Origin of the sequence: Cupriavidus sp. P-10, from assembly GCF_003402535.2 — a bacterium.
GTDB lineage: Bacteria > Pseudomonadota > Gammaproteobacteria > Burkholderiales > Burkholderiaceae > Cupriavidus.
Genome location: NZ_AP025170.1, coordinates 1,414,542 through 1,434,699, shown reverse-complemented (window position 1 = coordinate 1,434,699; position 20,158 = coordinate 1,414,542). Strand labels below are relative to the sequence as shown.

The window sequence follows — 20,158 nt, the reverse complement described above, 5'->3', positions numbered from 1 at the left end:
CGACGGCCCCGGCAACGCCGTGCCGCAAGCAGGCATGGCGTACCGGATGCTGCCCTGCCGGCCTCAGGCGGCCGGCAGCTTGTAGTCCTTGAACTGTTGGCGCAGCTTGAGCTTCTGCATCTTGCCGGTGGCCGTCAGCGGAATCTCCGTGACGAACGCCACATCGTCCGGGATCCACCACTTGGCAACCTTGCCCTCGAAGAACTGCAGCAGTTCCTCGCGCGTGATCTCGGCGCCGGGCTTCTTCACCACCACCAGCAGCGGGCGCTCGTCCCACTTGGGGTGGTAGGCCGAGATGCAGGCCGCCATGTGCACCGCGGGGTGCGCGGCGGCGACGTTCTCGATGTCGATCGACGAAATCCACTCGCCGCCGGACTTGATCACGTCCTTGCTGCGGTCCGTGATCTGCATGAAGCCGTCTTCATCGATGGTGGCAACATCACCGGTCGGGAACCAGCCGTCGACCAGCGGATTGCTGTCGTTGCGGTAGTACTGGCCGATGATCCACGGCCCGCGCACCATCAGGTCGCCGAAGGCCTTGCCGTCCCATGGCAGCTCCTTGCCTTCGCCGTCGACGATCTTCATGTCGACGCCGTAGATCACGCGGCCCTGCTTCTCCAGGATCTGGTGGCGGTCGGCATCGGACAGTTCCTCGTGCTTGGCCAGCAGCTTGCACGAGGTGCCCAGCGGCGACATCTCGGTCATGCCCCAGGCGTGGATGACTTCCACGTCCATCGCCTCGAGCGCGCGGATCATCGCCGGCGGCGCGGCCGAGCCGCCGATCACGGTGCGGCGGAAGGTGGAGAACTTCAGGTTGTTCGACTGCACGTATTGCAGCAGGCCAAGCCAGACCGTCGGCACGCCGGCGGAGAAGGTCACCTTCTCCTGCTCGAACAGTTCATAGAGCGAAGCGCCATCCAGCTTGGCGCCCGGGAACACCAGCTTGGCGCCGACCAGCGGCACCGAGTACGGCAGGCCCCAGGCATTGACGTGGAACATCGGCACCACGGGCAGGATCACGTCGCGCGCGGAGCAGCCGAGCGCATCGGGCAGCGCCGAGGCGTATGAATGCAACACGGTGGAGCGATGCGAATACAGCGCGCCCTTCGGATTGCCGGTGGTGCCCGAGGTGTAGCACAGGCTCGACGCGAGGTTCTCGTCGAACTGCGGCCATTCGTAGCTGCCGTCCTGCCCCTCGACCAGTTCCTCGTAGCACAGCAGCGGCACCTTGGAGTCGGCCGGCATGTGGGCGCGGTCAGTCATCGCGACCCAGCCCTTCACGTTGGGGCAATGCGGCGCGACACCTTCCACCAGCGGCAGGAAGGTCAGGTCAAAGAAGATATAGCCGTCTTCGGCGTGGTTGACGATATAGGCGATCTGCTCGGGGAACAGGCGCGGATTGATGGTGTGGCACACGGCGCCCATGCCGGACACGCCGTAGTAGATTTCCAGGTGGCGGTAGCCGTTCCAGGCCAGCGTGCCGACGCGCTCGCCCTGCTGCACGCCCAGCGCGCCAAGCGCCTGCGCCAGCTTGCGGGCGCGCAGTTCGCAATCGCGGTAGGTGTAGCGATGCAGGTCGCCCTCGGTGCGGCGCGAAACGATTTCCGTTGCCCCGTAATAACGGGCGGCGTGCTTGATGATGGAAGAAATGAGCAGCGGCGCGCTCATCATTTGACCCATCAATGCCATGGAACTGCCTCCTGAAGTCTTTGTTTTCCGTCTAAAAACGAACAACCGTACTATTTTTAGGCGGTTGTCCGCGCGCCTCGGAACAGCGTCACGGTGAGTCTGTTGTGCACTGCCGTACTGCTGTGGTTAAGCCGTGAGGTGAAGCCGTGGTGAAGCCGTGGTGAAGCCGTGGTGAAGCCGTGGTGAAGCCGTGGTGTGAAGCCGTACTCAAGCCGTGGTCATCGGGGCCGCAATTCTGCGAAGTCCATGCACCGGATTCATGTGCGCACTGAAGGAGGGAAATAACCGTGCGGTGCATGGCCGTCTCACCAGATGTGAGCCGTTGAGGACGTACAATACTGCGTGGCATGTTGCACCTCAACATGTCGTTTTCCCTAGCCATCTACGCATTCCCGTGCCCTCGTCATGCGGCGCTGCATCGCCCCGGAAGCGGCCCTGCGCGCCGCGGCCGGACCCGCGGATTGCGCATGCCGCGCGCCCCTTTCGCGATGCCAGACACGCCCCAGCCCAACGCCTTGCACGACTCCGATCTCAACGGCGCCACGCCGCCCGCCGCACCATTCGCCGTACCGTTCGGCACCACGCCCGGCTTCTCCGTGCTCGGCGAGAAATTCTTCACGCGCCTGCAGCCGACGCCACTGCCTTCGCCCTACCTGGTCGGCGTGGCGCCGGCCGCCGCGGAGCTGCTCGGCTGGGATGCCGGCATCGGTGCCGACCCGGGCTTTGTCGAGACCTTTGTCGGCAACCAGATACCGGACTGGGCCGACCCCATTGCCACGGTCTATTCCGGACACCAGTTCGGCATCTGGGCCGGGCAGCTCGGCGACGGCCGCGCGATCCGGCTGGCACAGGCCGACACCCTTACGGGTCCGTGGGAAATCCAGCTCAAGGGCGCCGGGTTGACGCCCTACTCGCGCATGGCCGATGGCCGCGCGGTGCTGCGCTCTTCGATCCGCGAGTACCTGTGCTCGGAAGCCATGGCCGCCCTCGGCGTGCCGACCACGCGCGCACTCAGCATCATCGGCTCGGACGCCCCGGTGCGGCGCGAAACCATCGAGACCGCGGCGGTAGTCACGCGCTTGGCGCCGACCTTTATCCGCTTCGGGCATTTCGAGCATTTCGCCGCGCATGACGACGTAGCGTCGCTGCGCCAGCTCGCGGACTTTGTCATCGACAACTTCATGCCGGCCTGCCGCGACGATGCACAGCCTTACCAGGCGCTGCTGCGCGAAGTCTCTCTGCGCACCGCCGAACTGGTCGCGCACTGGCAGGCCATCGGCTTCTGCCACGGCGTGATGAACACCGACAATATGTCGATCCTGGGCCTGACCATCGACTACGGCCCGTTCGGCTTCCTCGATGCGTTCGACGCCAACCATATCTGCAACCACTCCGATACGCAGGGCCGCTACGCCTACAGCCAGCAGCCGCAAGTAGCGTTCTGGAACCTGCACTGCCTGGCGCAGGCGCTGCTGCCGCTGTGGCTGCCGGCTGAGGACGACAACAAGGAAGGCTCCCGCGACGCCGCCGTCGAGGCCGCGCGCGCCGCGCTCGACCCGTTCCGCGACCGCTATGCTGCCGCCTTCTTCCGCCACTACCGCGCCAAGCTGGGCCTGCGCCCGCCCGCGGGTGGCGACGACAAGGCTGACGAGCCCCTGCTGACCAGCCTGTTCCAGCTGCTGCACGGGCAGCGCGTGGACTACACGCTGTTCTGGCGAAAGTTGTGCGGCATCTCGTCGCAGGATGCCTCGCGCGATGCACCGGTGCGCGACCTGTTCCTGGACCGCGCCGCCTTCGACGCCTGGGCCGCCGACTACCGCGCGCGCCTGCGTGCGGAGCAATCGGACGATGCCGCGCGAGAACTGGAAATGCTGGCGGCTAACCCCAAATACGTGCTGCGCAACCATCTTGCCGAGACCGCGATCCGGCAGGCGCGCGCAAAGGACTTCAGCGAAACCGAGCGACTGCTGGCGGTGCTGTCGCGCCCCTTCGACGAGCAGCCCGAGGCCGAGCACTACGCCGCGCTGCCGCCCGACTGGGCCTCCGGGCTGGAAGTCAGCTGTTCGTCATGATGCGATTGCGGATGAGACGAAGCCGGCACGCCGGCGCCGGACGGTGTAAGGTTCGCGCCAGTGCGCCGACCAACGAAGGTTCCGGGGCCATGACCCCGGCCAAGACCGTGAGGAAATGACAATGACCACCACCAAGACCGACGCCGAGTGGCGTGAACAGCTCTCCGACATCGAATACCGCGTGGCGCGCGAGGCCGCCACCGAGCGGCCGTTCACCGGCCGCTACTGGGACCACTGGGATCGCGGCATATACAATTGCGTAGGCTGTGGCACGCCGCTGTTCGAGTCCGCCACCAAGTTCGACGCCGGCTGCGGTTGGCCCAGCTACTTCCGCCCGATCAACGGCGAGGTCATTGCCGAGCATGCCGACCACACGCACGGCATGGTGCGGGTGGAAGTCCGCTGCAAGGAATGCGGCAGCCACCTGGGCCATGTCTTCGAGGACGGCCCGGCGCCGACCGGCCTGCGCTATTGCATCAACTCGGCTGCGCTAAAATTCGACGATCGCGACCCGGCGCAGCGTGAGGCGGATGATGCCCACGGCGCCGGCAGCGGCAACGATCCACGGCGCGACCCGCCGCGCTGAATGCCCCGGCAAGGACGCCGGCAACAACCTGGTGCCGCATGAAATTCCTGTTCGACCTGTTTCCGGTCATCCTGTTCTTCGCCGCCTTCAAGCTGGCCGACATCTACACCGCCACCGCCGTGGCCATTGCCGCCACGGTGGTGCAGATCGGCTGGGTCTGGTTCCGCCACCGCAAGGTCGAGCCGATGCAATGGGTCAGCCTGCTGATCATCGGGGTGTTCGGCGGCGCCACGCTGGTGCTGCACAACGAGACCTTCATCAAGTGGAAGCCGACCGTGCTCTACTGGATGTTCGCCGCGGCGCTGATGGGCTCGGTGACCATCTGGCGCAAGAACCTGATCCGCGCCATGATGGAAAAACAGGTCAGCCTGCCCGATCCGGTCTGGACGCGCCTGAATGCCGCCTGGGCCGCCTTCTTCTCGGCCATGGGCGTGCTGAACCTCTACGTGGCCTACCAGTTCTCCACCGACGTCTGGGTCAATTTCAAGCTGTTCGGCAGTATGGGGCTGATGCTGGTGTTCATCGTCGCGCAGAGCGTCTGGCTGTCGCGCCACATGCCTGAGAACAGCCAGGACTGACGCGTTCCGGCCGTCTTGCCCCACTTCCCCAAAAGGAATCCAACGATGGCAGCCAATCCCGCCACGATCGAGGCGATGCTGCGTGAAGCGCTCGCCCCCAGCCACCTCGCCGTGCGCGACGACAGCGCATTGCACGCCGGACACGCCGGTGCCGCATCCGGCGGCGGACATTACGACGTGACAATCGTCAGCGAGCGCTTTGCAGGTCACAGCCGGGTTGCGCGACACCGCATGGTGTATGATGCGCTGCGCAGTCTGTTCCCCGCGCAGATCCACGCCTTGGCCGTGACTGCGTACACCGACCAAGAGTACCAATCGCGCGCCCAAGCGCGCGCTTCTTCCAGCAACTCTCAGACCTGATTCCATGAAGACCACAGTCCTCTCGTTCAGCCTGGCGGCTGTGCTTGCAGCCGGCAGCCTGCCGGCCATCGCCCAGAATGCCGCCGTCGTGAATGGCAAGGCCATTCCGTCGGCAAAGCTGGACAAGTTGATCGCCGGCACCGGCCAGCCCGACAACCCGGAGCTGCGCAAGCGTGGCCGCGACATGCTGATCGACCGCGAACTGCTCGCGCAGGAAGCCAACAAGCGCGGCCTGACCCAGCGCGACGACGTGCAGGAGCAACTGGAGCAGGCACGTTTGAACGTGCTGGCCGGCGCGGTGTTCGAGGACTATGTCAAGACCCACGGCGCCAGCGACGCCGAGCTGCGCAAGCAGTACGACAAGATCAAGTCGCAGTTCGGCAATGGCAAGGAATACCATGCCCGCCATATCCTGGTAGAGAAGGAAGCGGACGCCAAGGCCATCATCGCCAAGATCAAGGGCGGCGCCAAGTTCGAGGACCAGGCCAAGGCCGCGTCCAAGGACCCGGGCTCGGCAGCCAATGGCGGCGACCTGGACTGGGCCAACAGCAGCAGCTACGTGCCGGAGTTCTCGGCCGCCATGACCGGCCTGAAGAAGGGCCAGATGACCGATACGCCGGTCAAGACGCAGTTTGGCTGGCACATCATCGAACTGGTGGACGTGCGCGACGCCAAGATCCCGTCCTTCGAAGAGGTCAAGCCGCAGCTGATGCAGATGATGATGGGCGACCAGAACTGGCAGCGCGAGCAGTTCCAGGCCATGATGAAGTCGCTGAAGGACAAGGCGAAAATCCAGTAATCACGGACCGGTCGTGCCTCCGGTTCTGCAAGGGTGAACGATGCAGCGTGTGGAGACGACCGCCCCCTACTGGCAACTTTGGCATCTCACGTCCCGGGGCATGTGCTATTGCGCTTTGGCCTGGGCATCTTTGGACGGCGCCGCCCCTGGCTGGCGCCAGCTCCACTCCTACCTTCCCCTGCGTGACCGTTATGCGCCCGAGAAGATCCTGCACGCCGTGGTGGCGTACAAGGAGGCTCGGGGTGAGATCAGGCCTACACCCGGCTTTGAGGCGGGGCGGATGTTGACTTATGCGTATGCGTCGTGGAGTTCTAGGTTGATGGGGGCGGTTTTGGGGTGAGTCGGCTCTGTCGTAGATTCTCGACGGCCCTCGCCGTTGGTGACATGCTGTCGGCCGTTTAAGCGCCCGATGTCGCTGTTGATGACATGCTGTCGGCCGTTGAACCGCCTGGTTCCGCCCTCTTGGGCGGGTCACTTTTTGGCCGAGCGCCAAAAAGTAACCAAAAAACGCGTCGCCTGCGGCTGGCTGAGCCAATTTGGCGCTTCTTGATGTATGGGCGTTATTGGTCTCCGTGAGACGTGGTCGCGGTGCCAGCCTGCTACGCCAGGTGAGTGAATGTCGGTGCCTGGCGAATACCCACTTTTGAACAATCCCCAGGACGGGTGTAGGCCGCCTGCTGCCTGCGGTATCGCATCATCGCCTACGGCTGCGCTGCGCGCGGCTCAGTCTCGCGGATGAGGTGCCCTGGCACGAACGCATCGCTTCGCTCGCTAGGCGGCGACGGCAATGGCCAGAGAGAGATCGGCCGCGCTGCCACGTCAGGACCCGCGCGCAGCGCAGCCGAAGGCGCCCCCACCAATATGGCATGCAGCAGGCGGCCTACGCCCGGCATGGGGATCGTTCAATAACCGGTTAACGCCAGGCACAGGCCCTGAATCACCTGGCGTTAGCAGGTTCGAACGGGCACTCAAGCCAAACGGAAATCACCACCGCCCGAACCACCCACACCGCCAAATTGATAGCCAGCCGCTCAGGCGACGCGCTTTTTGGTTACTTTTTGGCGCTCGGCCAAAAAGTGACCCGCCCAGGAGGGCGGAACCAGGCGGTTAAACGGCCGACAGCATGTCACCAGCAGCGACACCAACGCGTCAACGGCCGCCAGCATGTCACCAACAACGAGGTCTCTAAGCGAAGGACAGGGGCTTTCCCCCCAATCCAAAGTCTTACCCCACCCACTTCCGCGCATTCCGGAACATCCGCATCCACGGGCTGCCACCATCGCCAACCTGCTTCCACGCATCCGGCGCCCAGCTCATCGTCGCAGCACGGAACACGCGCTCCGGGTGCGGCATCAGCACGGTGAAGCGGCCGTCGACGGTGGTCACCGAGGTGATGCCTTCGGGCGAGCCATTGGGGTTCAGCGGATAGGTTTGCGTCGGCGCGCCGTAGTTATCGACAAACCGCAGCGCCACCCTGGCATCCCCGACATTCCCTTGCTGCGAGAAGTCAGCAAACCCTTCCCCGTGTGCCACCACGATAGGAATGCGGCTGCCTTCCATCCCGGCAAAGAAGATCGACGGTGACGACTGCACTTCCACCGTGACGTAGCGCGCCTCGTACTGCTCCGACTGATTACGCGTGAACTGCGGCCAGGCCCCCGCACCCGGAATGATCGGCGCCAGGTTGCTCATCATCTGGCAACCGTTGCAAACGCCCAGCGCAAACGTGTCCTGGCGATTGAAGAACGCCGCGAACTGCTCAGCCATCTGCGCATTGAACAGGATCGTCTTGGCCCAGCCCTCGCCCGCGCCCAGCACGTCACCATAGCTGAAGCCGCCGCAGGCAACAAAGCCGCTGAAATCCGCCAGGTTGGCGCGACCGGCAATCAGGTCGCTCATATGCACATCATGCGTATCGAACCCCGCACGATCCATGCTGTACGCCATCTCGATCTGCGAGTTGACGCCCTGCTCCCGCAGGATCGCCACGCGCGGACGCGCGCCGGCAGCGATGAACGGCGCGGCGATGTCCTCCGCCGGATCGAACGTCAGCACCGGGCTGATGCCAGGATCGGCGGCGTCCAGCAGGCGGTCATATTCGCTGTCCGCGCAGGCCGGGTTGTCACGCAGGCGCGCGATACGCCAGCTGACCTCGCTCCAGTTGCGCTGCAGGTCCGTACGCGAGGCACCGAACACCTTCTTGGCATCGCGGTAGATCTCGACCTGGTCGGTGGTGTTGGGCTTGCCGACCACGTGACTGCATGCCGACAGGCCGGCCTCGCGCAGCACCGCGAATACCGCGTCGCGGTCCTGCATGCGCACCTGCACCACCGCTCCCAGCTCTTCCGAGAACAGCGCGCGCAGGGTCTGGTCGTTGCGGCGCTCGGCGATCTGCTGGGCCCAGTTCTTGGCGTCGCCGTAGTCCTGTTCCTGCTGCGGATCGAGTGCCAGCATGTCAACGTTGAGCGACACGCCACAGTGGCCGGCAAAGGCCATCTCGGCCAGCGTGGCCAGGAAACCGCCGTCCGAACGGTCGTGGTAGGCCAGCAGCTTGCCCTCGCGGTTCAGGCGCTGGATCACGTTGAAGAAGTTCTTCAGGTCCTCGGCATTGTCCACGTCCGGGGCACTGTCACCGACCTGCTGCATGACCTGCGCCAGGATGCTGCCGGCCATGCGGTTCTTGCCGCGGCTCAGGTCGACGGCGATCAGCACGGTGTCGCCGGCGTCGGTGCGCAGTTGCGGCGTCAGCGTACGGTTGACGTCGTCCACCGCAGCGAAGGCCGAGATGATCAGCGACACCGGCGCCACCACTTCCTTGTTGACGCCGTCGTCCTGCCACTTGGTGCGCATCGACAGCGAATCCTTGCCGACCGGGATGCTGATACCCAGCGCCGGGCACAGTTCCATGCCGACGGCGTGGACCGTGTCATACAGCTTGGCGTCCTCGCCTTCCACGCCGCAGGCCGCCATCCAGTTGGCCGACAGCTTGACCTTGCCCAGGTCCTTGACCGGAGCGGCTGCCAGGTTGGTCAGCGCCTCGCCGATCGCCATGCGGCCCGAAGCCGGCGCGTCGATCACGGCCAGCGGGGTGCGCTCGCCCATGGTCATCGCTTCGCCGGCGTTGCCCTTGTAGTCGAGCGTGGTCACGGCCACATCGGCCACCGGCACCTGCCACGGCCCAACCATCTGGTCGCGCGCGTTCATGCCGCCGACGGTACGGTCGCCAATCGAAATCAGGAACGACTTGTTGGCCACGGTCGGGTGGCGCAGCACGTCGCGCACGGCCTGCTCCAGGCTGATGCCGGTCACGTCGACGGCCGGCAGCGCCTGCTCGACGCGCTTGACGTCGCGATGCATGCGCGGCGGCTTGCCCAGCAGCACGTCCATCGGCATGTTGACGGCGTAGTGCTCCTTGAGCGCGGCATCAACGCTGGCGTCGACCAGTTGCAGCTGCTTTTCCTCGGTGGCGATGCCGACCACGGCGAACGGCGAACGCTCGCGCTCGCACATGGCCTGGAATTGCGGGAAGCTGTCGGCCGCGATCGCCAGCACGTAGCGCTCCTGCGACTCGTTGCACCAGATTTCCGCCGGCGACAGGCCGGATTCTTCCAGGTGCACCTGGCGCAGGTCGAAGCGCGCGCCGCGGTCGGCGCCGTCCACCAGTTCGGGGAAAGCATTGGAGATACCGCCCGCGCCGACGTCATGGATCGACAGGATCGGGTTGGCGTCGCCGAGCTGCCAGCAGGCGTTGATCACCTCCTGCGCACGGCGCTCCATCTCGGGGTTGCCGCGCTGGACCGAGTCGAAGTCCAGGTCGGCGGTATTGGTGCCGGTCGCCATCGAACTGGCGGCGCCGCCGCCCATGCCGATGCGCATGCCCGGGCCGCCCAGCTGGATCAGCAGCGTACCTGCCGGCAGCGGGTTCTTGTGCGTATGCGAGGCGTCGATATTGCCGATGCCGCCCGCGATCATGATCGGCTTGTGGTAGCCGCGCACGGTGCCGCCGACGTTCTGCTCGTAGACGCGGAAGTAGCCGCCCAGGTTGGCGCGGCCGAATTCATTGTTGAACGCGGCGCCGCCGAGCGGGCCATCGATCATGATCTGCAGCGGCGAGGCGATGCGGTCCGGCTTGCCGGTCACGCCGGGCTTGTCGTCCGGGTTGCGGTGCGCCACCGGCTGGGCGGCGTCGCGGTCGTTTTCCCACGATTCGACGGCCTCGGGCAGCATCAGGTTGGACACCGTGAAGCCGGTCAGGCCGGCCTTGGGCTTGGCGCCGCGGCCGGTCGCGCCTTCGTCGCGGATTTCGCCGCCGGCGCCGGTCGAGGCACCGGGGAACGGCGAGATCGCGGTCGGGTGGTTGTGCGTCTCCACCTTCATCAGCGTGTGCGTCAGCGCCTCGTGGCGGCCGTACTTGTGGTCGCCGCCGCGCGGGAACCAGCGCTCGGCCACGTCGCCTTCCATCACCGCCGAGTTGTCCGAATAGGCCACGATCGAGCCCTGCGGATTGAGCTGGTGCGTATTGCGGATCATCGCGAACAGCGACTTGTCCTGCTGCACGCCGTCGATGGTCCAGGTGGCGTTGAAGATCTTGTGGCGGCAGTGTTCGCTGTTGGCCTGCGCGAACATCATCAACTCGACGTCGGTCGGGTTGCGCTCCAGCTTGGCGTAGGCGTCGACCAGGTAGTCGATCTCGTCCTCGGACAGCGCCAGGCCCATCTCGACGTTGGCCGCGGCCAGCGCGCTGCGGCCGGCGGAGATGTCGATAAAGCGCAGCGGCTTGGCCGGCAGTTCCTGGAACAGGCCGGCCGCATCGTCACGCGAGGCGACCACGGTCTCGGTCATGCGGTCGAACAGGTGCGCGGCGACGGCGGCGCGGGTGTCCGCGTCCAGCGACTTGCGGCCGCGCAGCAGGCCCTTCTTGCAGATGACGGTGATCTCGATGCCGCGCTCGATGCGGTGGATGTGCGTCAGGCCGCAGTTATGGGCGATGTCGGTGGCCTTGCTGGCCCACGGCGAGATCGTGCCGAAGCGCGGGATCACGACGAAACGGTCGCCCTCGGGCTGCTCGGCGAAGGGTGCGCCATAGGTCAGCAGTGCCGCCACGCGCGACTGCTCGTCGGCCGACAGCGGCGTCTGCGCGTCAACAAAATGCAGGAACTGGCCGTGCACCGATTCGATATCGGCATCGATTTGCCGCAGGGCGGTAAGCAGGCGTTGCTGACGGAAGGCGGAAAGCGCCAAAGCGCCGGGGAAGCACGAGAAATGCGCCATGATCGTAGCGGTCGGGGAGGTAAGGCCTGGGTAAAGGCAAAAAAGGCCTGGGTAATGGCTAATGGCTGCTGCTTGGCCGGCACCGCTGCATGGGGTGTCCGGCTGGCGGGAAACCATTATTGTACCTTGCCGGGCGGGGGATTTTGCACTGCGCCAACACGGCGGGGCCGTGTTAGATGGGTTCGTGATAATGCTTATGCATCACTTTGCGCAATTTATCGCCCGAGTGACGTGCAAGCCCGGGAAGCAAGCCCGCCCCCGCCATGCATGCCGGGCTGCGCTTATGCGCGCCATTCGGCATTTTTAGCTTGACACTTGATTCACGAATTATGAGCATGGTCACCACCCCCGGTACCGCAACCCCGCGCCCATGCCATCCATGCTTCCCGATCTCGACACCCTGAACACCCGCCTGCGCGAGGGCGCCACGTGCCGCGCAGCGATCCTTGAGCAGGCCGCCGCCGCGGCAGCCGGGCCCGCCGCCGCAGCGGTATTCCTGCACAGCACCTTCGAGGCCGCCGCGCAGGTCGCGCGCGCCGCCGACGCCGCCAGTGGCGCCGGCAAGACGCTGCCCCCGCTGGCCGGCCTGCCGGTCTCGGTGAAAGATCTCTATGACGTGGCGGGCGAAGTCACGCGCGCGGCCTCTGTCGTGCGCCAGGACGCAGCCCCGGCCGCGGCGGACGCAACCGTGGTGGCACGCCTGCGGCAAGCTGGCGCCGCCATTGTCGGCCGCACCAATATGACGGAGTTCGCCTTCTCCGGCGTCGGCATCAACCCCCACTATGGCACGCCGGTCAATCCGGCCAGCGAGCCCGGCGCGGCGCGCATCCCCGGCGGTTCGTCGTCGGGCGCGGCAGTGTCGGTGGCACTGGGGCTGGCGGTCGCGGCGCTCGGCAGCGATACCGGCGGCTCGATCCGCATCCCGGCCGCGCTGTGCGGCATCACCGGCTTCAAGCCCACCGCGCGGCGCGTGCCCCTGACCGGCGCCTTCCCGCTGTCGTACACGCTCGACACCGCCTGCGCCATGGCGCGCACAGTCAGCGACTGCGTGGCGATCGATGCCGTAATCGCCGACCAGGCGGCGCTGCCGCGCGTCACCAGCCCCTCGGCAATCCGGCTGGCGATTCCGCGCCGATACCTGCTGGACGACCTCGACCCCGTCGTCGCCCGCGCCTTCGACCGCGCGCTCGGCCGGCTGTCGGCCGCCGGCGTGCAACTGGAGCATGTCGACCTGCCCGAGCTTGGCGAGCTCGCCGCCCTGAACGCCCAGGGTGGCTTCAGCGCGCCCGAGGCTTATGCCATCCACCGCCATGTGCTGGCCGGCAAGCGCGATCTGTACGACCCGCGCGTGGCATCGCGCATCGACCGCGGCGCAACGGTCAGCGCCGCCGACTATATCGACCTGGGCCGCGCCCGCCTCGACTGGATCGCCCGCATGGAAGCGCGCCTGGCCCGCTTCGACGCCGTGGTGTGTCCGACCGTGCCGATGGTCGCGCCCGAGATCGCGCCGCTGCGCACCGATGACGCGCAGTTCTTCCGCGTCAATGCCCTGCTGTTGCGCAACACCTCGGCCTTCAACTTCTTCGACGGCTGCTCGATCTCGATGCCCTGCCATGCGCCGGACGAGCTGCCGGTCGGGCTGATGCTGTCGCACGGCCCGATGCGCGATGCCGAACTGCTGGGCACAGCGCTTGCGTTGGAACGGATCGTGCAACCGTCTTCGCGCGACGACTGAGACCACCGCCGCGCTGTTGATCTTGCGCTGACCGCGGCCACGCCGCGGAAGGCACCAGGTAGTACGCAGACCAGCTGTACAACCGCGCCCCCAAGCGCACACCAGGAGAGATCGAGATGCGAGTCAAGGCAATCGTTGCGGCCGGCCTGGCGCTGGCCGCCATGACGGTACAGGCGGATACCAAGTGGGATTTGCCCACCGGCTACCCGGCGGGCAACCTGCATACGGAAAACCTGCAGCAGATGGCCAACGACGTTGACAAGGCGACCGGCGGCAAGCTCAAGATCGTGCTGCATCCCAACGGCTCGCTGCTCAAGGCCAACGAGATCAAGCGCGGCGTGCAGACCGGCCAGGTGCAGATGGGCGAGATCCTGATGTCGCTGCTGGCCAACGAAAATCCCGTGTTCGGCATCGATGCGGTGCCGTTCCTGGCCACCAGCTACACCGATGCCTACAAGCTGTGGCAGGCATCGCGCCCGGTCACAGAGAAGGTGCTCGACAAGCAGGGCATGAAGCTGCTCTATGCGGTGGCATGGCCGCCCCAGGGCATCTACGCCAACAAGCCGATCAACTCGGCCGGCGACATGAAGGGGCTGAAGTGGCGGGCCTACAACCCGGCCACTTCGCGCATCGCCGAACTGGTCAGCGCCCAGCCGGTGACGATCCAGGCAGCGGACCTGGCGCAGGCATTGGCCACTGGCACGGTCAACTCGTTCATGTCGTCGGGCGCCACCGGGGTCGACACCAAGGTGTGGGAAAGCGTGAAGTACTTCTACACCGTGGACGCGTGGCTGCCCAAGAACATGCTGGTGGTCAGCAAGAAGGCCTTCGCGGCGCTGGACAAGCCGACGCAGGATGCCTTGCTCAAGGCCGTCGCCGACGCCGAGAAGCGCGGCTGGCAAGTCTCGGAGCAAAAGACCAAGGAGTACCTGGCAACCTTGTCGAAGAACGGCATGACGGTGCAGCCGCCCTCGCCGCAGCTCAAGGCCGACATGCAGAAGGTCGGCCAGACCATGGTGGACGACTGGGCCAAGACCGCGGGCGATGACGGCAAGGCCATCCTGAACGCTTATCGCAAGTAAGCCAGCAGCACCGCAGCCTCCCGCCAGGCCGCGCAGGCTGGCACGGCGGGGGATCCTCTCCTCCCTGACGCCGCCATCATGCCGACTGCCCCACTCCCCAAGCGCTGGCTCGACCGCCTGCTCGACCTGTTCGCCGCGCTCGGCGCGCTCTGCATCCTCGCCGTCTGCGTGATCATGATCCTGATGTCGCTGTCGCGCGAGACCGCGGTGATCTTCAAGGGCGGCGACGATATCGTCGCCTGGCTGTGCGCGGCCTCCGCCTTCCTCGTCCTCGGCCAGACCTTCCAGCACGGCGGCATCGTGCGCGTGGAAATGCTGCTCGAAGCTGTCGGGCCGCGGCGGCGCTGGGTTCTGGAGGTGGCATCGCTGACCATCTGCCTGGCCTTTGCCGCCTACGCGGCCTGGGCGCTTGGCACCTTCGCCTGGCAAAGCTGGGACATCGGCGATGTCTCGCAGGGCCAGATCGTGATCCCGCTGTGGATTCCGCAGAGCTTCGCGGTGCTGGGCATCATCGGCTTCCTGCTGGCGGTCGCTGACGAATGGCTGCGCGTGCTGCGCCGGCAGAAGCCCCGCTACCAGCTCGCGCAGGAAGCCAAGCTTGCCGCCGGCGATTTCGGGGAGACGGTCTGATGAGCACAGTCCTGGTTGCATTGGTCCTGCTGCTGGTGATGATCGTCTTCCTGGCGATCGGCGCGTGGATTCCGGTGGCGATCGCGGTCACGTCGTGGATCGGGCTGGTGGTGTTCTCCGACCGCGAGGCGCTGGTGAGCCTGGCCAACGCGTGGTGGTCGTCGAGCGCGTCATACACGCTGGCCTCGCTGCCGCTCTTTGTCTGGATGGGCGAGATCCTGTTCCGCACCAAGCTGTCGGAGCAGATGTTCAACGGGCTCTCGCCGTGGCTGAACTGGCTGCCGGGCCGGCTGATGCACGTCAACATCCTGGGCTGCGGCATCTTCGGCTCGGTATCGGGGTCGTCGGCGGCGACCTGCGCCACCATCGCCAAGTCCGCATTGCCTGAACTGACGCGGCGCGGCTACGACGAGAGCACCACGCTCGGCTCGCTGTCGTGCGCGGGCACGCTGGGCATCCTGATCCCGCCGTCGATCACGATGGTGGTGTATGCGGTGTCGGCGGACGTGTCGATCATCCGCGTGTTCCTGGCCGGCTTTATCCCCGGGCTGCTGTTGATGCTGCTGTTCTCCGGGTACATCGTGGTCTGGGCGCTGGCCAATCCGGACAAGACCCCGGCGCCGGACCGCTTCGACTGGCATGCGCGGCTGGCGTCGATCCGGCAACTGCTGCCGTGCATCGTGCTGATTGCCTTTATCACCTGGGTCATGGTCACCGGCTATGCCACCGCGACCGAAGCGGCGGCCTACGGCGTGGTGGCGTCGCTGGGGCTGGCGTGGGCGGGCGGCTCGCTCACGCGCGCGGCGTTCTGGGAGAGCCTGATGTCGGCGACGCGCCTGACCGCGATGATCATGTTCGTGCTCGGCGCCACCTCGTTCCTGTCGGTGACAATGAGCTTTACCGGCATTCCGCGCGCGCTGGCCGAGTGGGTAGCCGCGCTGCACCTGTCGCCATGGGCATTGATCGCGGTGCTGACGGTGATCTACATCGTGCTTGGCACCGCGCTGGATGGCATCTCGATGATCGCGCTGACCACCGCCACGGTGCTGCCGATGGTGCAGGCAGCGGGCTTCGACCTGGTCTGGTTCGGCATCTTCATCGTGCTGCTGGTGGAGATCGCCGAGGTGACGCCGCCGGTCGGGTTTAACCTGTTCGTGCTGCAGAGCATGACCGGCAAGGACAGCAACTATATCGCCAGGGTTTCGCTGCCGTTCTTCATGATGATGGTGGTCGCCATCGCCATCATCACGATCTGGCCGCAAGTGGTGACGTGGCTGCCCGACATGGTCATGCAGCAGGAGGTCAAATAGCATGCCCCGGGCGCCGCTTCGGTTCCGATGCACTGCGCGGAGGCTGCGAACGGCATGCACGTGATCGTCATCGGCGCCGGCGTGATCGGCGTCAGTTCCGCGTGGTACCTGCGCCAGGCCGGTTTCGACGTCACCGTTCTGGAACGGCGCGGCGCGCCCGCGCAGGAGACCAGCTTCGGCAATGCCGGCATGATCGCGCCGGGCTATGTCACGCCGTGGGCGGCGCCGGGCATGCCGGGCAAGGTGTTGCGCACGCTGTTCGCGCGCGAGGCGCCGGTGGTGTTCCGCCCATCGGCGGACCCGGCGATGTGGCGCTGGATCGCGCGCTGGCTGGGCGAATGCAAGCTGGAACGCTATCGCGCCAACAAGCTGCGGATGCAGCGGCTGGCGTTCTACAGCCGCGAGTGCCTGCACCGGCTGCGCGGCGAACTGGAGATCGACTACGAGCAGTCGCAGGGATACCTGCAGTTGTTCCGTGCCGCGCGCGACCTGGACCTGGCCGGCCCCGCCGTGGCGCTGCTGCGCGAGAACAACGTCCCGCACCAGCTGGTCAGCGCGCAGGAATGCCGGCGCATTGAACCGGGCCTGGCCGCCGATACGCCCTTGGCCGGCGGCCTGCACCTGCCCGAGGATGAGTCCGGCAACTGCCCGATGTTCGTGCGCGCTCTGCACCGGCATGCCGAGGCGGCAGGCGTCGCGTTCCGCTTCGAGACACAGGTGGCGCGCATCCGGGCGGACCAGGGCGGCAGGCTCCAGGTCGAACTTGCGCACGCCAGCGGTGGCAGCGCGCCGGCAATGGCCGCGGACCGCGTGCTGGTCGCCGCTGGCGTCGACAGCGCCCCGCTGCTACAGCCGCTGGGCCTGCACGTGCCGCTGTATCCGGTCAAGGGATACTCGGTCACGCTGCTGGTGCGCGACGAACTGCAGGCGCCTCTGGGCGCGCTGATGGACGAGTCGCACAAGATCGCGATCACGCGGCTGGGCAACCGCATGCGCGTCGCCGGCACGGCCGAGCTGGGTTCGCGCCGGCTCGACCTGCGCCCCGCCGCGCTGCGCACGCTGATCAAGGTGGCGCGCGACTGGTTCCCGGTGGCGGGCAATTACCAGGAGGCCACGCAATGGGCCGGCGCGCGCCCGATGCTGCCGGACGGTCCACCGCTGATCGGCCCCACTGCCGTGCCTGGCCTGTTCCTTAACCTCGGCCATGGTTCGACGGGCTGGGCGATGAGCTGCGGATCAGGCAAGATTGCGGCTGACCAGATCGCCGCCAGCGCCGGCGCGGCATGCGGGCCCGACATCGACATGGAGGGCCTGCTGCCGGACCGCTATGGCCTTGGCCCCGCCCGATAGCCACCCATGAGCCACCCTGCCGCATCCACCGCCGCGCCGCCAGACCAGGACAACGACTGGTTCGCGCTCGACGCCGCCTCGCCGTTGCCTGTTCCGCTGTACGACGTCGCCACCATCCGCCGCATCGAGAACGCCGCGTTTGTACGACTGCCTTCGTTCACGCTGATGTCGCGGGCCGGCGACGCCGCCGCTGGCTGGCTGGCGCGGCATGCGCCGGCCGGTCCGCTGTTGTTCCTGGCGGGCCCGGGCAACAACGGTGGCGACGCGTTGGTGGCGGCAACCCTGCTGCACGGCGCGGGCCACACGGTACAGGTATGGATCACTGCGGATCCGACCCGGCTGCCGGCCGACGCGGCGATCGCATGGCAGCAGGCGCAGGTGGCAGGCGTGCCGATACGGGAAGTTGGGGCGATGCCGGCATCGACGGCGGATCCCGCACCGGACTGGCCGCCGCAAACCGCCGCCATCGTCGACGGCCTGCTCGGCATCGGCCTGAACCGCGCCGCCAGCGGCGGCATGGCCTGGTGGATCGAACAGATCAACCGCAGCGGGCTGCCGGTCTACGCCCTCGACATTCCCAGCGGGCTGTTCGCCGACACCGGCGCGGGCGCGCCGGCGGTCCGCGCCCGTCGCACGCTGACCTTCATTGCCGCCAAGCCCGGCCTGCTGACGCTGGATGGCCGCGACTGCGCCGGCGCCGTCGACATCGCGCCGATCGGCCTCGAATATCCGCCGCCGGAACCGCCAGGCGCACGGGTCAACGGCCCTGCATTGTTCGGCGCGGCACTGCCCCGCCGCAGCCATGCCAGCAACAAGGGCACGCATGGCTCGCTGGCGGTGATTGGCGGCAACCATGGCATGACCGGCGCGCCCCTGCTTGGTGCCCGGGCTGCGCAGTTCCTGGGCACGGGCAAGGTCCATATCGGCTTTCTCGCGCAGCCGGCGCCGCTGCTCGACCCCATGCATCCGGAACTGATGCTGCATGCGCTGGACGGCCTGGCGCCCGGCGCGATGTCGGCACTGGTAATCGGGCCGGGCCTTGGCACTGATGCCACGGCGCAGCGGCACTTCGCGCGGCTGCTGCAGGGCCTCGCCGCGGCCCCGGTGCCGACGGTGCTGGACGCCGATGCGCTCAACCTGCTCGCGTCCGATCCTGCCCTCGCCGGCGCGCTGGCGGCCGCCCGGGCGCCCTGCGTGATGACGCCGCATCCGCTTGAAGCGGCGCGCCTGATGGGCACCTCGGTGGCAGACGTGCAGCGCGACCGCATCGCGGCGGCCACCGCGCTGGCTACGCAATGGCAGTCAGTGGTCGTGCTCAAGGGCTCGGGATCGGTCATCGCGGCACCGGACGGCGGTCCCGGCACGCTGAACCCGACAGGCAACGCGGCGCTGGCCAGCGCCGGCACCGGAGACGTACTGGCCGGCATGATCGGCGCACTGCTGGCGCAAGGCATGCCACCGCTGGCGGCAGCGCAGGCGGCGGTATGGATCCACGGCCAGGCGGCGGACGACCTCGTCGCGCAAGGCACCGGACCGGCAGGCGTGTCCGCCAGCGAACTGTATCTGCCCGCCCGCGCCGTGTTCAACCGCTTGCTCGCGGAAAGCGCCGCATGACGGCTGGCGCGGCCTTGCTGCGTGACCCATCCGACCGCCGCCAGCTGCTGGCCGGCATCGCCCTGCTGGTGATCGGCCAATGGGTGCTGAGCCTGCTCGACGCCACCAGCAAGACGCTGACGCAGCAGGGCCTGCCGCTGGTCGCGGTGGCGTGGGTGCGCTATGTCGGCCATGTGGCCGCGATCTTCCTGCTGCTGGGGCCGTCCGGCTGGCGGCGCCACTGGCGTCCGGCAAAGCCCGGCCTGCAGTGGCTGCGCGGCGGCCTGATGCTGGTGTCGACGCTGGTGTTCTTCAGCGTGCTGATGCTGATGCCGCTGGCGCAGGCCACGGCGCTGAATTTCTGCGCACCGCTGTTCGTGGTAGCACTGTCGCCGTGGCTGCTGGGCGAGCGCCCCGGGCGGCACGCGCGCTGGATGCGCTGGACCGGCGTGATCGTCGGCTTTGCCGGCATGCTGGTGGTGGTGCGGCCAGGCGGACAGCTAAGTCCCCTCGGCGTCGGGCTGGGACTGGTGTCGGCGCTGGTGTTCGCACTGCTGCAGATGCTGACACGCCGCATTGCCGCGCACGACACGCCCATGACCACGCTGATCCAGAGCGGCGTGACCGGCGCGTGCCTGACCACGCTGATCGTGCCCTTCTTCTGGTTCCCTGCCTGGCCTACGCCGATGCAATGTGCGCTGCTGCTGTCGGCGGGCATCACGGGGGCGCTGGGCCACTATTTCGTCATCCGTGCCTTCCAGCATGCAGATGCCTCGTTCCTGAGCCCTTTCCTGTACCTGCAGATCCTCTCGGCCACGGCGATCGGCTATCTGGCTTTCGGGCAATTGCCTGACTGGACCACGGCGGCCGGTATCGGCGTCATCTGCCTGGGTGGACTGTGCGTCGCCGGCGGCGAGCCGGCATTACGCGCGGTGGCGGCGCGTCTGCGCGCGACGCGCCCGTCGGACAACGTCCGATAGCTGGCAGGCACGGTGCCTGCTATGTTTCAAGTGGTAACGATATGCCGTGGCAGCCTGCCCGGAAAGCCACATCGCTGACGCTATACTTTCCGTCTGCGACGCGGCTCGCCCCCTGCAACCTGA

The 20,158-nt window shown here is 67.0% G+C and carries 14 protein-coding genes; 12 read left to right on the top strand and 2 right to left on the bottom strand.

Annotated features, from left to right (window positions below; genetic code table 11):
• Positions 1-63: 63 nt before the first annotated feature.
• Positions 64-1,689 carry a 3-(methylthio)propionyl-CoA ligase gene (locus CTP10_RS06620; protein WP_116320994.1) on the bottom strand — a complete coding sequence of 542 codons (1,626 nt, stop codon included), beginning with the start codon at positions 1,687-1,689 and terminating at the stop codon, positions 64-66.
• A 488-nt stretch (positions 1,690-2,177) separates the two neighbouring features.
• On the opposite strand from CTP10_RS06620, the gene CTP10_RS06615 reads away from it, so the two are divergent.
• From CTP10_RS06615 to CTP10_RS06595, 5 genes are all read left to right on the top strand, one after another.
• Complete coding sequence (locus tag CTP10_RS06615; protein ID WP_199414631.1) at positions 2,178-3,761, top strand: protein adenylyltransferase SelO; 1,584 nt, start codon at positions 2,178-2,180, stop codon at positions 3,759-3,761.
• A gap of 121 nt (positions 3,762-3,882) precedes the next feature.
• Positions 3,883-4,347: a peptide-methionine (R)-S-oxide reductase MsrB gene (gene msrB / locus CTP10_RS06610; RefSeq protein ID WP_116320995.1), complete on the top strand. Its 465-nt coding sequence runs from the start codon at positions 3,883-3,885 to the stop codon at positions 4,345-4,347.
• Positions 4,348-4,385: 38 nt separating this feature from the next.
• A complete protein-coding gene (locus tag CTP10_RS06605) occupies positions 4,386-4,925 on the top strand; it encodes a septation protein A (protein ID WP_116320996.1) in 540 nt (179 codons plus the stop codon).
• A gap of 45 nt (positions 4,926-4,970) precedes the next feature.
• A complete protein-coding gene (locus CTP10_RS06600) occupies positions 4,971-5,285 on the top strand; it encodes a BolA family protein (RefSeq protein ID WP_116320997.1) in 315 nt (104 codons plus the stop codon).
• A 4-nt stretch (positions 5,286-5,289) separates the two neighbouring features.
• Positions 5,290-6,084: a peptidylprolyl isomerase gene (locus CTP10_RS06595; protein ID WP_116320998.1), complete on the top strand. Its 795-nt coding sequence runs from the start codon at positions 5,290-5,292 to the stop codon at positions 6,082-6,084.
• 1,224 nt (positions 6,085-7,308) lie between these two features.
• On the opposite strand, the gene purL is transcribed toward CTP10_RS06595, so the two are convergent.
• On the bottom strand, positions 7,309-11,355 hold the full coding sequence (purL, locus tag CTP10_RS06590; protein WP_116321000.1) for a phosphoribosylformylglycinamidine synthase: 4,047 nt from the start codon (positions 11,353-11,355) through the stop codon (positions 7,309-7,311).
• 370 nt (positions 11,356-11,725) lie between these two features.
• Between purL and CTP10_RS06585 the strand changes: the two genes are divergently transcribed.
• The 7 genes from CTP10_RS06585 (at position 11,726) to CTP10_RS06555 (ending at position 20,035) form a co-directional block, all read left to right on the top strand.
• Positions 11,726-13,090 (top strand): amidase, encoded by a 1,365-nt coding sequence (locus tag CTP10_RS06585; RefSeq protein ID WP_116321001.1) that lies wholly within the window; start codon positions 11,726-11,728, stop codon positions 13,088-13,090.
• Between the two features lie 116 nt (positions 13,091-13,206).
• Positions 13,207-14,172: a TRAP transporter substrate-binding protein gene (locus tag CTP10_RS06580; protein WP_116321002.1), complete on the top strand. Its 966-nt coding sequence runs from the start codon at positions 13,207-13,209 to the stop codon at positions 14,170-14,172.
• A gap of 78 nt (positions 14,173-14,250) precedes the next feature.
• Positions 14,251-14,802 (top strand): TRAP transporter small permease subunit, encoded by a 552-nt coding sequence (locus tag CTP10_RS06575; RefSeq protein WP_116321003.1) that lies wholly within the window; start codon positions 14,251-14,253, stop codon positions 14,800-14,802.
• Positions 14,802-16,112, top strand: a complete 1,311-nt coding sequence (locus CTP10_RS06570) for a TRAP transporter large permease (protein WP_116321004.1) — start codon at positions 14,802-14,804, stop codon at positions 16,110-16,112. The genes CTP10_RS06575 and CTP10_RS06570 overlap by 1 nt, the downstream gene beginning before the upstream one ends.
• Before the next feature lie 54 nt (positions 16,113-16,166).
• Complete coding sequence (locus tag CTP10_RS06565) at positions 16,167-17,462, top strand: D-amino acid dehydrogenase (protein ID WP_116321005.1); 1,296 nt, start codon at positions 16,167-16,169, stop codon at positions 17,460-17,462.
• Between the two features lie 6 nt (positions 17,463-17,468).
• Positions 17,469-19,076 (top strand): NAD(P)H-hydrate dehydratase, encoded by a 1,608-nt coding sequence (locus CTP10_RS06560; protein WP_116321006.1) that lies wholly within the window; start codon positions 17,469-17,471, stop codon positions 19,074-19,076.
• A complete protein-coding gene (locus tag CTP10_RS06555; protein ID WP_116321007.1) occupies positions 19,073-20,035 on the top strand; it encodes a DMT family transporter in 963 nt (320 codons plus the stop codon). The genes CTP10_RS06560 and CTP10_RS06555 overlap by 4 nt, the downstream gene beginning before the upstream one ends.
• Positions 20,036-20,158: the final 123 nt, after the last annotated feature.

Coding starts and splice junctions, on each gene's coding strand:
- CTP10_RS06620 (WP_116320994.1), bottom strand. CDS start 1,689: ATGGCATTGATGGGTCAAATGATGAGCGCGCCGCTGCTCATTTCTTCC.
- CTP10_RS06615 (WP_199414631.1), top strand. CDS start 2,178: ATGCCAGACACGCCCCAGCCCAACGCCTTGCACGACTCCGATCTCAAC.
- msrB (WP_116320995.1), top strand. CDS start 3,883: ATGACCACCACCAAGACCGACGCCGAGTGGCGTGAACAGCTCTCCGAC.
- CTP10_RS06605 (WP_116320996.1), top strand. CDS start 4,386: ATGAAATTCCTGTTCGACCTGTTTCCGGTCATCCTGTTCTTCGCCGCC.
- CTP10_RS06600 (WP_116320997.1), top strand. CDS start 4,971: ATGGCAGCCAATCCCGCCACGATCGAGGCGATGCTGCGTGAAGCGCTC.
- CTP10_RS06595 (WP_116320998.1), top strand. CDS start 5,290: ATGAAGACCACAGTCCTCTCGTTCAGCCTGGCGGCTGTGCTTGCAGCC.
- purL (WP_116321000.1), bottom strand. CDS start 11,355: ATGGCGCATTTCTCGTGCTTCCCCGGCGCTTTGGCGCTTTCCGCCTTC.
- CTP10_RS06585 (WP_116321001.1), top strand. CDS start 11,726: ATGCCATCCATGCTTCCCGATCTCGACACCCTGAACACCCGCCTGCGC.
- CTP10_RS06580 (WP_116321002.1), top strand. CDS start 13,207: ATGCGAGTCAAGGCAATCGTTGCGGCCGGCCTGGCGCTGGCCGCCATG.
- CTP10_RS06575 (WP_116321003.1), top strand. CDS start 14,251: ATGCCGACTGCCCCACTCCCCAAGCGCTGGCTCGACCGCCTGCTCGAC.
- CTP10_RS06570 (WP_116321004.1), top strand. CDS start 14,802: ATGAGCACAGTCCTGGTTGCATTGGTCCTGCTGCTGGTGATGATCGTC.
- CTP10_RS06565 (WP_116321005.1), top strand. CDS start 16,167: ATGCACGTGATCGTCATCGGCGCCGGCGTGATCGGCGTCAGTTCCGCG.
- CTP10_RS06560 (WP_116321006.1), top strand. CDS start 17,469: ATGAGCCACCCTGCCGCATCCACCGCCGCGCCGCCAGACCAGGACAAC.
- CTP10_RS06555 (WP_116321007.1), top strand. CDS start 19,073: ATGACGGCTGGCGCGGCCTTGCTGCGTGACCCATCCGACCGCCGCCAG.